At 40.6% G+C, this 16029-nt stretch carries 15 protein-coding genes; 9 read left to right on the top strand and 6 right to left on the bottom strand.

Features of this window, described 5'->3' with window-relative positions:
- Position 1: 1 nt before the first annotated feature.
- The 8 genes from H5181_RS00220 to H5181_RS00185 all read left to right on the top strand — a co-directional run bounded on the left by H5181_RS00220 (position 2) and on the right by H5181_RS00185 (position 7567).
- Complete coding sequence (locus H5181_RS00220; protein ID WP_182749735.1) at positions 2 to 724, top strand: tetratricopeptide repeat protein; 723 nt, start codon at positions 2 to 4, stop codon at positions 722 to 724.
- Between the two features lie 960 nt (positions 725 to 1684).
- Positions 1685 to 2077: a hypothetical protein gene (locus H5181_RS00215; protein ID WP_101087119.1), complete on the top strand. Its 393-nt coding sequence runs from the start codon at positions 1685 to 1687 to the stop codon at positions 2075 to 2077.
- Positions 2078 to 2162: 85 nt separating this feature from the next.
- The gene (locus tag H5181_RS00210) at positions 2163 to 2924 is read left to right on the top strand and encodes an SAF domain-containing protein (protein WP_182749733.1); all 762 of its coding nucleotides are present in this window, start codon (positions 2163 to 2165) and stop codon (positions 2922 to 2924) included.
- 38 nt (positions 2925 to 2962) lie between these two features.
- Positions 2963 to 4306, top strand: coding sequence for a CpaF family protein (locus H5181_RS00205; RefSeq protein WP_182749730.1), 1344 nt, complete (start codon positions 2963 to 2965; stop codon positions 4304 to 4306).
- A complete protein-coding gene (locus H5181_RS00200) occupies positions 4293 to 5159 on the top strand; it encodes a type II secretion system F family protein (protein WP_182749728.1) in 867 nt (288 codons plus the stop codon). The genes H5181_RS00205 and H5181_RS00200 overlap by 14 nt, the downstream gene beginning before the upstream one ends.
- Positions 5156 to 5980: a type II secretion system F family protein gene (locus tag H5181_RS00195; RefSeq protein ID WP_182749726.1), complete on the top strand. Its 825-nt coding sequence runs from the start codon at positions 5156 to 5158 to the stop codon at positions 5978 to 5980. The genes H5181_RS00200 and H5181_RS00195 overlap by 4 nt, the downstream gene beginning before the upstream one ends.
- Positions 5981 to 5992: 12 nt before the next feature.
- Positions 5993 to 7204 (top strand): hypothetical protein, encoded by a 1212-nt coding sequence (locus H5181_RS00190; RefSeq protein ID WP_182749723.1) that lies wholly within the window; start codon positions 5993 to 5995, stop codon positions 7202 to 7204.
- A gap of 21 nt (positions 7205 to 7225) precedes the next feature.
- Positions 7226 to 7567 (top strand): hypothetical protein, encoded by a 342-nt coding sequence (locus H5181_RS00185; RefSeq protein WP_182749721.1) that lies wholly within the window; start codon positions 7226 to 7228, stop codon positions 7565 to 7567.
- 57 nt (positions 7568 to 7624) lie between these two features.
- Here H5181_RS00185 and H5181_RS00180 read toward each other — a convergent pair whose 3' ends face one another.
- From H5181_RS00180 to H5181_RS00165, 4 genes are all read right to left on the bottom strand, one after another.
- Positions 7625 to 10516 carry a DEAD/DEAH box helicase family protein gene (locus tag H5181_RS00180; RefSeq protein ID WP_182749719.1) on the bottom strand — a complete coding sequence of 964 codons (2892 nt, stop codon included), beginning with the start codon at positions 10514 to 10516 and terminating at the stop codon, positions 7625 to 7627.
- A gap of 10 nt (positions 10517 to 10526) precedes the next feature.
- A complete protein-coding gene (locus tag H5181_RS00175) occupies positions 10527 to 11117 on the bottom strand; it encodes a bifunctional 2-polyprenyl-6-hydroxyphenol methylase/3-demethylubiquinol 3-O-methyltransferase UbiG (RefSeq protein WP_102036584.1) in 591 nt (196 codons plus the stop codon).
- Positions 11118 to 11197: 80 nt separating this feature from the next.
- Positions 11198 to 12166 carry a DUF4268 domain-containing protein gene (locus H5181_RS00170; RefSeq protein ID WP_102036583.1) on the bottom strand — a complete coding sequence of 323 codons (969 nt, stop codon included), beginning with the start codon at positions 12164 to 12166 and terminating at the stop codon, positions 11198 to 11200.
- A gap of 180 nt (positions 12167 to 12346) precedes the next feature.
- The gene (locus H5181_RS00165) at positions 12347 to 12937 is read right to left on the bottom strand and encodes a hypothetical protein (protein ID WP_123777555.1); all 591 of its coding nucleotides are present in this window, start codon (positions 12935 to 12937) and stop codon (positions 12347 to 12349) included.
- A gap of 368 nt (positions 12938 to 13305) precedes the next feature.
- On the opposite strand from H5181_RS00165, the gene H5181_RS00160 reads away from it, so the two are divergent.
- Positions 13306 to 14328, top strand: a complete 1023-nt coding sequence (locus H5181_RS00160; protein WP_182749717.1) for a DUF4382 domain-containing protein — start codon at positions 13306 to 13308, stop codon at positions 14326 to 14328.
- A gap of 164 nt (positions 14329 to 14492) precedes the next feature.
- Here H5181_RS00160 and H5181_RS00155 read toward each other — a convergent pair whose 3' ends face one another.
- Both H5181_RS00155 and H5181_RS00150 read right to left on the bottom strand, forming a co-directional pair.
- Positions 14493 to 14846 carry a YkgJ family cysteine cluster protein gene (locus tag H5181_RS00155; protein ID WP_011637537.1) on the bottom strand — a complete coding sequence of 118 codons (354 nt, stop codon included), beginning with the start codon at positions 14844 to 14846 and terminating at the stop codon, positions 14493 to 14495.
- Positions 14847 to 15134: 288 nt separating this feature from the next.
- Positions 15135 to 16013: an NAD(P)-dependent oxidoreductase gene (locus H5181_RS00150; RefSeq protein WP_011637536.1), complete on the bottom strand. Its 879-nt coding sequence runs from the start codon at positions 16011 to 16013 to the stop codon at positions 15135 to 15137.
- Positions 16014 to 16029: the final 16 nt, after the last annotated feature.

Genomic DNA, 16029 nt, shown 5'->3' with positions numbered 1-16029 from the left:
TATGAAGACCTTAACTCATTTCCGCCTCAGTACCGTGATTGTGGTTGCCTTAGTCAGCAGTGCATGTAGTACCAGCCAAACTAAGCGTGAATATCAGCCAGACGATCAGTTAACAGCGATGTTAAAACAATACAATGTAAATCAAACCGATGGTGTTAATTGCCAAGGTTATCAGTCTGCTATTAGTGACTGTGAACGCTTGTCGAACGACCTAGGTGCATTATCAATGACCTATCCACAGCACCAACAAATTGGTTTTACAGCCGCGATTGTTTACCATCAAATTGGTCGTGATGTTGATAGCCAAATGGTGTTAGATAGGTTGTTATCGCAACAACAACCAGTATCTGAAGTGGCCATTTTGCGCAGTAAACTGGCCATGCAAGAGGGTAATATCAACCTGGCAAGAACCGTATTACAACGACAAGTGCAGTTACAACCAGATCACCCAGAACTGCATGCAACATTAGCGGCAAGTTATTATTTAGAAGGTCGTTATGAAAAAGCCGAAGCCGTAATTGCTACCGCCGACCGATTAGGCGCTCCAGTATGGCGAACCAGTTACCACTTAGGGCTAATTCATGAGGCACAATCGCATTGGTCGCAAGCATGCCATTTTTACGCCGACACCCTGAGTTACCAGCCGGCACACCGACAAAGTTTGTCGAGACTGCTGTATTTAAGTGACCATCCTGAGTGTCGAGTCCAGTTAAGTAGTCTGTAATGTCATTATTCAGCTTGTAAAAGTCCCCAAATGGGGACTTTTTGCTTTAGGCCAATGCTCTTATCTGTAATACAGAGCTGACTAACGATTCGCTTAAGCCAAAACGTTGTAGTTGGTAACGATAAGCCAGTAAATATCGTATTGATTTGTTCTGTGTAAGAGTATTTATAAAAATTTTACTCAACAGCTCAACAGCTCAACAGCTCAACATTCATATACTCAGCAACTCAGTATCAGTTAAGTGATTACAGCATGGAATTGATTAACACCTCAGTTGTCGCAATAGGCTGCAAAAAATCACATTAAGAGAATATGCCCAAGCCGTTATTCCTGGCACCAACAGCAACACGGTAATAACGGATGACATTGGCCTTAATCACTTATTACCTTGAGCCAAACATTTAGAAATGCAGCAACACTAACCGCGAACCAATGGAGCTGCTAAAGCCGTCGACAATAGCCGCCAATAAGGGCCTCAGTTATCTAACAATGTAATTACTAATGACAGGTGAATGTAGATCCGATTGATGATTCAGGCGTTAAGCATGGAATGCAAACGTACTGATAACCGTACTGATAGCACTCACAAAACCAGTGTTCATGAGTCACGCTATTAAATTAATGGACTGCGCAAAAATTGGATTAACAGTAGAATTGCAACTTTTCGCATTTTGCCATTCACTCTGCAATTCATATCCATTTTCAATCCGATACTGTTGATAATCTCATTGTATGTAAAATTAACTTAAAATATGTAAGTGCATGACAAATAACAAGTTTAAAATTTATTTTATGAATATCCTATATTGGCATGTTGTTCGCAATTACTTATACAGAGGCAATTTATAGCAGTATTTAGATTCCTCTTAATGTAACAGAGCAAGTTAATTCTCTACCCAATTTCACAGTACAACATTTGATGGCTGTGAACATGATAGTTAATAACATGAGGTAAACATTATGAAATCTATTAAATCAATGATTAAAAACAATAAGAAGCAAGGCGGTTTTGTTATGACATCTGAGTTGATTTTACTATCAACTGTCATGGCAGCAGGCTTAGTAGTAGGACTTACTACAATGCGAGATTCGGTTACTGCAGAACTAGAAGATGTTGCAGAAGCGATTGGTTCGCTAGACCAAAGCTACGCATTTGACGGCATCATTAATGCTGAAAATACCGCAGAAATCAGTGGCTCAGGCTTTATCGATGCTGTGGATGTGAATGCTGGTGATGGTGCAACCTTCCAGTTTGTTGCAACCGACTTCGCAGAATCTGCTGTGTTGATTTCTAATTCGCCTAGTGCAGGTGCTGCTTCGGCCTCTCAGGCTGACGGTAGTTTAGATAACTAATTTAATCTAAGTCTACGTCGGTTGTCTCACACAGAGGCAATCGGCGCCTAATCTTTAGATTAACAACATAACGCAGAGGTGCATCATGAAACGCAAATTCACAGGTAGTACGACAATAGCCATTGCACTATTCGTCACCTCCGGCGTATTGGCTTCAGCACTGGGTATTCGTCAAGTAGACCGTTTATCTACAACCACTGCGGTAGTGTTAAGCCAAGATTTGAAAGCCGGTGACACTATTACTTTATCAACACTAACAAGGAGCAAAACAGATAAATCGGATACAGAACAAAGTGTACAAAATCCACAGCAGTTACTTGGCAAAGTACTTAATGTTGCCAAACGCAAAGGTGATGTGGTTTTTGCTAACGAACTCATTTTACCCACAGTTAAATCGTTATCGTATGCAGTACCAGAGGGCCGGGTGTTATTCACACTTTCACAATTACCTACAGGCCTGCCGTTTGCCAAGCTTAATCAAGGCGACCGATTCGATATTTTAGTTCGCGGACGTAAAAGTGTCAGAACCGTTGCTCGCAACGTGCAATTAATTGGTGTACTTAAGCCGCCCAAAAAGGCCAATAACAGTAAAGGGGCAATCGACCGTTTAAATGACCAAAGTACCAGTTCATCCAATGGCGCATTAGCGCTAGTTATGGCCGTTAGACCAGGAGATGTTTATCCACTAGCCAGTATTGGTGCCAGCGATATTGTGTCTATTGTATTACACAGCGCCTACGATATTGCCAACGGAACCCAGCCGTTACTGGGAATGGCCCAAACGCACAGAGACATCATTATTCACAGTGGTAATAGCCGCAAAACGGTCAGTATTGAACGTGAATAATCCGCACAAATGGAAGTAACAATGCAGTGAGGTGAGATATGTTTAATTCCGAACATAATATTTTTTCCCCGACAACATTGAACGTCTCATCAATTCCCAACGATGAAATGCGTCGACTTAAGCAACTGCTCCATAACAGCTTAATTGATGATATGGACAACGACGACTCATTGCATTTAAAGAAACCTATTCAGCTTAAGCAGCAGCTTGAGCAACTAATCGATTTATTACCAGGGCAACAACAACAGCCATTAAATGCTTCAGATAAGGCACTCCTTATCCAGCAAGTTATCGAAGAACTACAAGGGCTTGGGCCAATTTCTGAATTAATGTTAGACCCAGCCGTCACCGACATTTTAATTAATGGTCCTTTTTCGATTTGGGTTGAGCGTCACGGAGCATTGCGCAAAACAACTCAAGCGTTCGATAACGACTCGCACCTAAGACGATTTCTAGAGCGTATCGTGAGTGCACAAGGTCGTCAGTTAGATGCTAATAATCCTATGGTAGATGCAAGATTGGCCGACGGCAGTCGTTTACATGCGGTTATACCACCGTTATGTACTATTGGCGCTGTAGTATCAATTCGCCGTTTTCATCATGAAACCATTAGCGCAGAGACATTAGTGTCTAGTGGGTTTATCAGCCAAGACATTCTAACCTTTTTAGAAAAAGCCGTTATCGCAGGCATAAATATTGTTATTGCTGGCAGTGCGGGCTCAGGTAAAACCAGCTTACTTAATGTGATTTCCGGCTTTATCCCTAACAGCGAACGCGTTATCACCATTGAAGAAACGGGCGAGCTGCAACTACATCATCCGCATGTTATTCCACTGGAAAGTCGTGGAACAAACGGCGAAGGTAATGGCGAAGTGTCATTACGAGACTTAGTGAAAACGGCACTACGAATGCGTGCCGACCGCATTATTGTTGGCGAAGTCAGGGGCGGTGAAGTATTTGATATGCTCCAAGCCATGAACTGTGGCCACGATGGAAGCCTAACCACTGTGCATGCCAATAACCCGCAAGATGTGATCAACCGTCTACGCTCATTGGCCCAAATGGAAGAAGCGGCAATATGCCGTGACACCATTGATCATATGATCAGCTCATCAATACAAGTCATTGTTCAAGTTAGACGTTTTAGAGACGGTAGCCGTCGAGTAGTGAGTGTATGTGAAGTGATACAAACCGCAGCTATAACGGAGGTAAAACCACTTTTTGAGTTTCAACAACAACCGCAAACAGATCATAACCATATCGTAGGCCAACATGTTTGCAGCGCAACACAATGCCAGTTAAGCGAACAAATTGCAGCCAAAGGCTTTGATGTTACCGAGCTTAACTCGCTATTTTCGGAGGTAGATTATGCCTTGGTATGAAGTGATTGTATTGGTGGTGTTATTAGCTGTGATGCTTGTGTGTGCCAGGGCTTGGTGGTTTGCCGATGCCCAACCTAAGCAGCAAGAGCTTGAACCACAAACTAAATTAACTAGCGGAATACGCCAAAAGTTACGTTTATTAGACATTAACTTAGCGCCCATTAGTGTGCTGATTGGTATTTTAACTCTATCCATATGTGCCTATATGGCGATTCACACTGCGTTTCCTCAACATCAAAGCATCGCGGTGATCATGGCATTAGCCATATTAGTCAGTAGTTATTTTGTATTAGATGACTTAGTCACATGGCGTATCAAACGGGTAGAAACTGAATTAGTAGATGCAATGGATACCATGCATTCATCGCTACAAGCGGGGTTGTCACCATTACAAGCTATTTCAACCGCAGCCAGTTTAGCCAAAGGGCCATTAAAAGCAGAGCTGACTGAAATTGTCACGCGTTTGTCATCGGGTTATGACGCCAGTCAATCGGTTAATCGATTAGTCAATCGCTACAACACCGAAGGCACACGATTATTTGCTCAAGCATTGGTAGCAAGGCATCAAACTGGCAGCGACTTTAATGCCATGTTACAAGCAGTAACGAAGCTTATGCGTCAACGTATTCAGCAGTATCAATTTATTAATAGCCAAATGTCAGGCACACGTTATGCGGCGTTCTTTTGTGGGCTTATGCCTTATGCACTTATTCCATTGTTTGTGTCGCAGGAGCAGCATTGGTTTGCACCATTACTAGAGCACCCTAATGGCGCTAACTTCTTAAGCACTGCGTTGTTATTACAAATTATTGGCTTCTTTTGGTTACGTAAAGTATTAAAGGCCAACTTATGAATACATCACTTTTTACCGATCTTATTCTAGGCGTGTTATTGGTTATAACTTGTTGGTTATTTTACTTATTCCATAACACCCGCGTCGACGATAAAGACATTACTTCTTTTGGTGATTTACTGCCATTAGACAACATATATCCTGCAAACCTGATTAGACAAGCGGGTTTATCGGTATTTCGTAATCGGTTGCTGTATTGGTCTATTAAACTCAGTTTAGCGATTACAGCCGTTATCATGGCACTTGAATTTATGCCAACAATGCCGGTATGGCTTCACATTCTGGTCAGCGTTATTGCCTTTTTCATGTTAGATGGCTGGTTACTGTTAAAACGCCAAATGAGAAAACAGCGCATCGATGCATCATTAGAATTTTTTATCAGTTTATTAGTGGTGTATTTACAATCAGGAACGCCTTTAAGCCAGGCATTTAGGCTGTCGGCAAAATATGGCTTAACCAAAGAACACCCATTAGCAGATGAGTTATTACTGCTGTCTTTAGAATTAGAGTCTGGTCGTGATAGACAACGCGCTTTTGCGGATTTAGCCAAACGAACCGGGGTGCAAAATCTGAATAAATTGGCGGCTATTATTAACATTGGTTTGCAAATTGGCTCACCATTAATCAATTGTCTGCAATCACAACTCAGTGCAATACAGCAGCAACGCCAGCAATTGGTAAACAGTAAAATTAATCGAAAGTCGCTAGAAGTATTATTGCCGATGTTATTGGTGTGTTTTCCGATGTTTCTGGTTCTGGTTTTTTTCCCCGCCGCAATTCAGTTTATGGATTTGCTTAGCGTTTTAGCCGATTCATTATAAGAGGCAGCCAACATGATAAATAACATATCAACAAGGTTAAGTAAGCAGGCTGGTTTTGTGTTGACCATTGAGCTTATATTAATCACAACCATTTTAATCATTGGCAGTTTTGTGGGTATATCGGCGGTAAGAAACGCGCTGGTTAAATCTCAAGTGGCACAGCAAAACAGAGACATAACCGTGGCCGACAGTAATGGGGTTAAGTTAGGTAAAATGCTGAGCCTAAATGAGCACGAAACCCCAATTGTACCGTTTATTGATGGCGGCGTTGCACCATTAGCGCCCGATCCAGCACACAAAAACTACCGTGCAATTTTAGGGGTAAGGGATGACCGTTTTACCTCACGCGAACCAGTTTATTACGATTCTCCCAACTGTACTGGTAACCCTTGTATTAAAGGCATTAGCGATGAAACCTCAGACAATCGAGGCGTTGATAACATTGATGCTTCCGGTGCCGTGAGTTATTTGCATGCGCTTCAAGGTGGGCCAAATTATGCCATTGGCCGATCGGATGACGGTATTATTGGCCATTTATATCGTTCAACGCCGTTACAATGCCCAGTTGATATTAGCGATATTCAATCGCGCTACATGTCGCAAAGGGTTGTAACGGGTACTCCATGTGAATCGTTTGAGGTCAATAATGCCGAAGCTGATGTCAGTTGTTTAGTCGGGGTTGAAGTTGGCTTGTCTGTCATTAATGTTGAACCACCGGTAGATAATCCTTTATGTGAAAGCTGTCCTGCTGGCACTGAATCTCAAGGGGATATTTTAGACCGTTTTCTTCCTGGGATTGAGCCTTTAATTGATACTGTGTTTGGTCTGTTATCTCGAACAGGGCTAACGCCAAATGTAGATGTTACGGTTGGGGATATTTGTTGCCCAATTGGTACCCAACTTGAAGATAATGATGATTTAGTGAGCTCTATTACATACACGGTAATAACGAAAACATTCGATATCTTAGGCCTAGATTTAATTGATAACCGATTCGTCAATAACCTACTGTCTCGATTAGGCATACAACAAGGCACACTCAACTGTGTCGCTAACATAAACTTATTAAGTGCTGAGCCGGTTGTTGATCCTTACAACGATAATTTCAATGTACTTGATCGTTTCACTCCACCATTTACGATTAACTTGCCAACCAATAACAATGCAGACGATGAGTGGCTCTATGTCGCACCGGACGGTGAAGGGATCAATACTGGTTTGTAAAAAAACCGCGAGGTAATTACCATGAGACAGCTAAATGATGATGTGTTACAGCAAATGTATGTATCTTCTTTATTAGTGATTGCGTCACATCATGAAGATAAAAAAGACAAGCAACTGTCTAAGCTAAAACGTGATGCAACGTTATTACTGCTTTCACAAAAAAACAGATTAAAGGTGTCTCAACAATACATGCTCGAATTTAGCCGAGATGTACTAAATTGCTTGTCTAAGCAGTCTGAATTTAATGTAATACGCGCCAATTTAGAACACGTTGATATTGTGACAACATGCCCACTTGAAGATGAACAAAAACCTGCACTGGTTGATGATGAAATTGATTTTATAAACAAGCAGTTTGATTAAGTATCGTACTTAATCAAACTGCAATATTGCCAGACCTAAACAAAGGTTCAAGTGGGTTTATTTAATAAAATCAGATTCATTTAACACCTGCTTTAAGCGTGCAAAGGTCTGCATTGAGTCATTTGCGAGTAGTGCAGTGTACTCAGGATTATGGGCATTAAGTTGATACTGACCATTGGTGAGTTTACTCACTTTACGCAATAAGTATTGGTTATTACCTGCATCATCTTGGATTTCAATCGCCATAATTTTACCCGTAATCGAACCCGCGTTAATTGAAGTTATCCGTTCTAATAACAGCAAGTCACCATTTTCAATGGGATTTTTACCACCGTTCATAGAATCACCACTTGCTGGGGCAATAAAGAAAATCGATGGATCGAGTTTACTAAAAGTCGTGTTTAACGTCAGTGTTTCACTATTGTCGTCAGTACCCGTTTTGAAATGACCGCAGGCAATTTTTAGATCTGGGTAATAACTAATGGATGCCTGTTCATAGTGAGTCACTTCAATTGGAAGTGTAACCACATTCGATTGTACAGTTTTGCTTATTGGTGTGAGTGTCGATGCTGATTGGCGTTGGCTATAACGCGCTAACAACAATTCGCTTAACTCTGTCATTGCGCTCGACATGACTTCAATATCATCAACTTTTACATCGACATTCGCATGTAACCGATTTTCTTTTACAACAAACCAAGACTGAGTGTCTGATTTATCTTGTTTGCATAAAAAAGTAATCGGGTTGTCTAGCCAATACTTGCGCCACTGAGGAGACTGAGCAGTAACTTGCTGCAAGTCGGCTTTAACATCTTGGGTCCACAATTTCGGATAACGTTTAAATACCTGCCAACTCTTGAGGCATACTGCTTCAATTGTGGGTGGATGACTTAATCCACTCAGTTCAACAAATGCTTCGAGTAAAATGGCTTTAAAGCATTTCGTCATTGTGACTTTTTCAACGCCACGACTCAGAAATGGCAAATAGGGCGTTAACGAAAGTAATGTTTTGTCTTCACGTTCTAGGCTTAATACCAGTTCAAACCAACTACCATTTTGCTTGGTCATTTTACTCCAAACATAACCACTATGATAAAACTCAGTGGCAGTAGGGCGGTGACCTGAATCATCTTTGAGTAATTGGTATTGTTGATCTGCTTTAGTGTAATCAAGTTTTAGCTGTTGCCAAAAGTCGATCAATTCGGGATCGATATTGATTAAGCACTTAGAATCGATTTTAGGATTGTTAAGACGCTTAATCGCTTCATTGGCATTCGCTGCTTGCAATAACGCCATTGGACGATTTAAAAAGCTGATGTGATTACCGATGAAATCGATAACAGAGACAAAGGTTTTATTGGTTTCGGGAGATGTGCGTAATCCACGGCCTAACTGTTGTAAAAATAGAATTTTGGATTCAGTCGGACGTAAGATTAAGATAGTGTCTATTGAGGGTAAATCAGTACCTTCATTAAACAAATCGACTGAAAATATCACCTCTATTTCACCCGAGTTTAATTGGCTAAGTGCTTCGCCGCGTCTAACTTCTGAGCCGCTATGCACCGACACCGCTTTAATACCTCGAGCAGAAAACCATTGAGCCATAAAGTCGGCATGAGCTTTAGAGACACAAAATGCTAAGGTGCGTTGCTGTTTGTGGGTTTTCCAATGGCCAAACACGTGTTTAGCACGCTTCTGTGTAGCAAATAGATTCATTAATTGTTGTGGATCAAACTTTCCATTTCGCCATGGCAACTCTCGGTAATCAACCGTTTCATCTTTAATACCTTGGTAATGAAACGGTACCAGAATTCCCGATTCAACCCCGTCGATTATGTTTCGCTCAAATACCAAATTATTATCACATAACGATAGAATATCAGCTTGATCGGTACGCTCTGGCGTGGCGGTTAAACCGAGTAAAAATTGCGGGGTAAAGTGGTTGAGTAATAACCGATAACTGACGGCGCCAGCATGATGAAACTCATCAACAATGACGTAGTCGAAGTGAGTCTGATCAAGTTGATTAAGATATTCCGGTTTGCCTAATGTTTGAATCGATGCAAATACAATGTCCGCATCAATGACTTTAGTTTTGGCATTAAAGTGGCCAGTTGTACTTTGAGGTAATAAGGTTCTAAAAGTCCGTTCTGCTTGAATTAATATCTCTTCTCTATGAGCAACAAATAGGACTTTTTTAGCGTTGAATTGTAATACATCAAATGCAGCTAACCATGTTTTACCCATGCCCGTGGCTAATACAACAAGTCCCTTGGATTGCTTAACTAAACGTGTATCCGCTAATGCGATTAAGGCCTCTGCTTGGGCCGAATTAGGTACTGGTTCTTCTGGCTCTGTTTCATGAACGATTGCTAAAGGCGGTTTAAACAATTTACGTTTTTGGGCATAGTCGTTGATGAAGGCATCGCTTAGATCGATTGCTTGTGAATGATTGTGAATCTGCAAGAATTGTTGGCGGATATGGTTAAACTCTTTTGGATCTTGATTCGGCAATAAGTCATGGCGTAAGCACCATTCAAATGCGTGTGTGAATGCCGCTTTACTAATGTTATTTGAACCAATAAATGCGCTACCTATATCTGCTAGCCCAGTTTGTTGTTGGACGAAAATATAGCTTTTCATATGAAAGCTTTGATTGCTGTTACAGATAAATATTTTGGTTTTTGCACCACGAGATTGCAAAATCATTAAGTGTCGCAATGCGACTGGGTCGGTAATCAAAAGATAGTCTGAGGTGATAATTGAAATTTTTGCATTGCGTTCTAATGCATCAGATAGAGCTTCAAAAATTAAATCTAGCCCAGATCGTTGAATAAACGACACCGACATTTCAATGCTAGTCGCACGGTTAATGGCTTGTGTTAATTTTGGTAAAAAAGGGTCATCCAAACCACCGCTGATTAATACAGGTCCTTCTGCTAGCTTCATTTTCACATCTCTATTTGGTGGTGTTAATTAATATTGCATTGAGCCATTGCTCATGATCACGCCCAGGACGAACATCAGTTGTTATCCAAGTGCGTTCAATGTCTAAAGGGGTTTGGCTGAGCCATTGTTGTAATCGTAGTTCGTTGGCATCGGTAAAGAATCGGCCATTATGAATGCGTTCTTGATCGCCATATTTGAATGAGCAATAAAGCACGCCGTTATCCACTAGCGTGTCTGCCAATTTAGTAAAGGTATTAGGTAAATTAGAAGCATCAACATGCAGCAATGACGCACAGGCCCAAATACCGTCAAATTGCTGTTTAAGCGTATCAATATGCTCAAACGTACAAACATGTACTTTTTGACCTAAATACGTTGTTGCCGCTTTGGCTAATTCAACACTGGCATCAATGGCGGTGACTTTATAGCCCATATTGATAAAAGCTTTACTGTCACGACCAGATCCACAACCTGCATCTAAAACACGTGCTTTTGAGGGTAATTGGGTAACAAATGGTTGATATAATTCACTCACATCAGCATTCACAGTTGAGTCAAAAAAATCTTGTGAATTTGTGTCGTAGAACTCGATAGAAGGCATAACTAACCCTATGATTTGTTGTATTAAGTCTCTCAATTCACATCAATGACTCAAGTTGTTAAGATGACTTAAAAAGGTAATTAGTCCACCAACGTATTTATACTTACATGATTAAATGACTTCAAATGTTTGGTAAAGACAGACTTGAATTTTAATAGATTTTTAATATGCCATTCGGTGATTAGTTCCAATTCAGCAGCAGAACTCTTTTCAATTGACCCATCTTGATAAATAGCCACTCTTGTTGCTCTTTTACCGTCGATACTTTCCCAGGAAAGTGCGCAACCGAATTCAGTTTCAATAGTTGTTTTGTGTTGCTCTAGATATTGAAGCAATTGCATATTCTCATCAGCATCACCTCTATCAATATATAATTCAGTCCTAACTTTACTTCCCTGGCAGAAATTTGCACCAAATGATGAACCGCTTATACCTGAAGAAAATGTATACCAATTTTGTGGTTGGCCAGCTCGAGCTGAAGTGAAATGATATTTTTCACGCAATTCGTCAATTAAGTATTGGAAATAATTACGATACTTTTCGCCTTTTGGGCTAGCTTGATTAGAGGCCGTGTGCTTTGTTTTACTTTTATGCCATTCATTTGGGAAAACAATCGGTTTAAAATTATAAGCAGGCTTAGAATCATCAATTTTTAAAACCTCAACCACCACAGCAAAGAACTGTGTTTCCGTATCAGTTCTGTTATTTAGCCATTCCAAAGCTTGACGATGTTCTTCTCTTATACTTTCAGCTACCCAAATAACAAATGACGCATCAAATCCTGCTGCATATGTTAATAATTTCCCTAAATGGTCATGATCTGTTTGTGTTAGTTGGTTTTCAATAATTGCAACTTTGGATGTACTTAGATCTTTTGCTAGTAAATCCAGTGAGAAATCACCGACACATGCTTCTTCTTTTATAAGCTCTAATTCAAGACCTAATGCTAGGCCTAATGAATCAATATTTTCTGCAAGCCACGGTGTAAAATCTAGCGCTTCATGTGGCCACATATTACGAAGAGGGACTTTTTTTAATGAACCAAACATTATAAATATTCCTTTATTAAAAATGCTGTTAAATAACAAAATCAATAAACAAGTTTATACTCATTAATATTGAAAATGTATATGTTTTTTAACAATATTCTACATGAGACATTGCTTTTTTAATTATGTTGAGGCGATTGTAACCAAGAGTTTTTAAGACATATTAATATTTAAGATCGGTTAATAATCTACCTGGTTTATCACCGCGATTGCCGTTTCATCACGGCCTTTTTTAGACGGTACGCGATGGCCGGTGTCGGCATTGGTTTTCATAGTTTGTATAAATTGATTCATTTGCGGGCCAATGCTGATGTGTATCGGTCGATTTTTACCGTAATAGTACAGGCGATCAAATTTCAGATTTTCACACATCCATAATGCAACTTGCTGCATGTCAATCGGTTGGTCATCGTTGCTGCTCACTAGGGTGAAGTCACAGGCGGCACCTAGGCGATCGCAGATGATTTTTTGATTTTGATTGAGTTCGTGCGAGCAATGTTGATCAAGCTTTGGCGCAATATGCGGATTACGGTTTTTAGCTATTTTTCTAACAAGCTCGGGTGAACAAAAACCATAGGTGAGCGAGATAGGGCCAAATTGGTCAACGATTGGATCAAGTATTTGGGTGGCCAATAAACTCAGGGCGCGCCAGGTGTCAGGCTGTAAAGGCAGGTTTTCAATATTATGTTCGAGCGCAGTTGCACCACAATTAATGAGATCTGCGTAGGTAAAAAAGCGGCTGGCTTTACCGTTGATATTATAGGTAAACAATCAAAATCCATCGTGTACGTTCATTTGGGGTAACAATACCGCGGATTGCTCAAGCTGGCTAGATGGAACAGTGGGTTGAACGTGAGATTGATTAAATATCGTTTAATATCATATTTTTTGAAGTGAAATAGGCGTTTAATTGTTTGTTAATTTTCATGTCTATGCAGACAATATTTCTTTAATCCTTACAGGGCTTTGTTCAGTGCTTTATTGTAATGCTCAATTAACAGTCCCGCGATTGCTGAATTGAATACTTATAGAGTTCTTAAATTTTGGTTGTATAAAATCGATCAAGAGTTGTTTGGTGATCAATACTTTATACAGTTGTAAAACAAACAGTAAAAAATGCACCATTAATGAGGTTTATTATGAAAAAGCTTAATACTTTACTTGCCGTTTCGATATCGACTTTACTGGTAGCTTGTGGGGGTAGTGACGATAAAACAGACTCTCCTCAAATGGGCGTATTTAGTTTAGGTGTATCAGATAACCCTAGTGATGCCAAAGACGTAACGATCGCTTTTAAACAAGTTGTGTTAAAAAATGACTCGGGGAGTATTTCGTTTGATGTGTCAGATGATGGTGCTTTGAAACAAGTTAATTTACTCGAATTTCAAGGGCAAGCAGTTGATACTCTTGTGAGCGGGCAAAGTATTCCTGTTGGCGAATACCAAATGTGCATTTATATGCAAAGAAGTGAAACATCGAATGCGGACAGTTCGTATGTCTTAACCAATGACGATAATTTATTTGGTTTAACAACAAACAGTAATGGCTCATGTGGTGGCGTTGGAGCTACGGATACCGATACTGGTCGGCTATTTTTTAATAAGGCATTTACGATTGCAGCAGGCACAAATAGCTTTGTTGCTGAGTTTGATCTGTCTAGTGGATTACAAGACCCCCATGGCAATAAAGACTACTGGACTTTAAAACCTACGTCGGTGCAATTACACAATATTTCTGAAGTTGGTGCGATTGAGGGAAGTATTCCTGTCGACGTTATGACTCAATGTGAAGTTGCTGCTGGCGGAAGTGAATTTAGCCATGCGGTTTATTTATATCAAGATACTGCTGCCTTAGAAAATATGACTGATTTTAACATTGATGCAGTGGTTGCCCCAGACATTGCCCCAATTGCTTCTGCAAGAGTTAACGCTATTTTAGATCAAAATGATCAAGTGATAGGCCAGGGCTATGAATTTGGTTTTGTGGTCGCGGGTAATTATAGTCTGGGTTACACCTGTGTTGCACAGAACGATGATCCTGATGTAACAAATACGCTTGATGATGTAGAAAGCCCTTTCTTTTTACATGCGGACTTACAAGATGTTGAAGTGACAAATGGTACTGTCGCGAATGGTGAGTTTGTTAGTTCATCTACTATTTAGTCTTATGTTGGCATTTTCGTGAATGCGAAAATGCCTTTACTTAGTTTAGCCATATTTTGTATGTCGCAGTGGTATCTTGCACACCTAGTGAGATAACGAATATCTGTAATGGCGAGCAGGAACCTCAGCACTCTACACCGCCATATTTAATACCGATTCTATGGCTACACTAACACTTGGCGCGTGTTGGCAATGTAGTGATGGATTTGAGCCTCGGTTCTAGTATCAATCATCTCATCTGGGCGGCGATCTTCAGGACAAGGCATACGCGGCGTTGTGCCAAATAAGCGGCAAATCAATGGGCGTTCTTCATACACTTCGCAACCATTAGGGCCAAGATACACGCAGTTCCATTCTTTTAACGCGGCTTCATGTTCGGCATCTGTTTTTACCGGTAGACGCGCCATTTCTGCAGATGATGTTGTCACTGGGCCGCAGCAGTCATGACAGCCTGGTTTGCATTTAAATGAAGGAATGCGCTCGCGCAGTAGATCGACTATCTCTATGTTATTTTTCATTAATGCCTAACGTTTGAAGAATTCGTGCATATTATACGTCGATAGTGGCCTGACTAAAAGTCGTTAAGCAGGTAAGGGCGACTACAACGGATGTGTGAGAGGGTTTATTTGGGATAGTCTTTTAGCGATACAAGATATTGTGACGATGAATAAGCGGATAAACCAATTTACTGATTGACGGTAAATGTGAAAAAGTAAGAGTTGTGTGTTGAACGATTCACCCATAAAAAAACCTTTTTACCTGCGATTAATACAGATAAAAAGGTTTGATGTGTGGAAATTAACGGCTTACTTAGCGAGCTTCAAAAAGTAGTCGAAAATTTCTGGTACGTTGCCGTTACCTAAGCCTGCGTCAAATGCAGCTTGTAGATTAGCAGATGAACCTTCAGCAATTTTAGATTCTGTGCCTAAGTCTTCTACCATTTTTAAGAAGTAGCCAAGATCTTTGTTTGCGTTAGCAATAGAGAAGCCTAAATCGCTTACACCGTCTACTGCATAGTTTTTACAGAATTTCATGAACGGTGAGTTAGATGGACCCGCTGACATAATGTCGAACAGTTGCGCACGGTCAACACCTGCAAGATCTGCAACAGCAAAGGCTTGAGACATAGCACAAACAGTGGTCATACCCATAAAGTTGTTGATTAACTTAGTTGTGTGACCTGCGCCTAATGCACCTAAATGGAAGACGTTTTCGCCTTGCTCGTCTAATACTGGCTTAACCTTATTAAAGGTTTCAAGATCGCCAGCTGCCATGATGTTTAATAAACCGTCTTTAGCGTGAGCAGGAGTACGGCCGAGTGGGGCGTCAATCATACCTGCGCCTTTTGCCGCAAGGTCTGCACCAATTTTACGCGTAGATGAAGGAATTGATGTACCAAAATCAACCAGTACAGAACCTTCTTTAATACCCGCGAGAATACCGTCGTCACCATAAACCAGTTTTTCAACCACGGCTGATGTGGTTAAGCAAAGCATTACGATGTCGCTAGATGCTGCAAGTTCTTTTGCTGTTGTTACGGTTTTTGCACCGCGAGCAACGCATGTTGCAACTGCTTCTTTATTAAGGTCCATTACATTTAGCTGGTAACCTCTGTTTTGTAAGTTCTCAACCATGTTGCCGCCCATAAGGCCAAGGCCGATAAAACCGATGACTGGTTTTGTCATGTCTAACTCCTAAATA

Origin of the sequence: Shewanella sp. SG44-2 (assembly GCF_014164215.1) — a bacterium.
Classification (GTDB): domain Bacteria; phylum Pseudomonadota; class Gammaproteobacteria; order Enterobacterales; family Shewanellaceae; genus Shewanella; species Shewanella frigidimarina.
The sequence above is the reverse complement of the archived record's forward strand: the minus strand, read 5'-3'. Positions and strand labels throughout refer to the sequence as shown.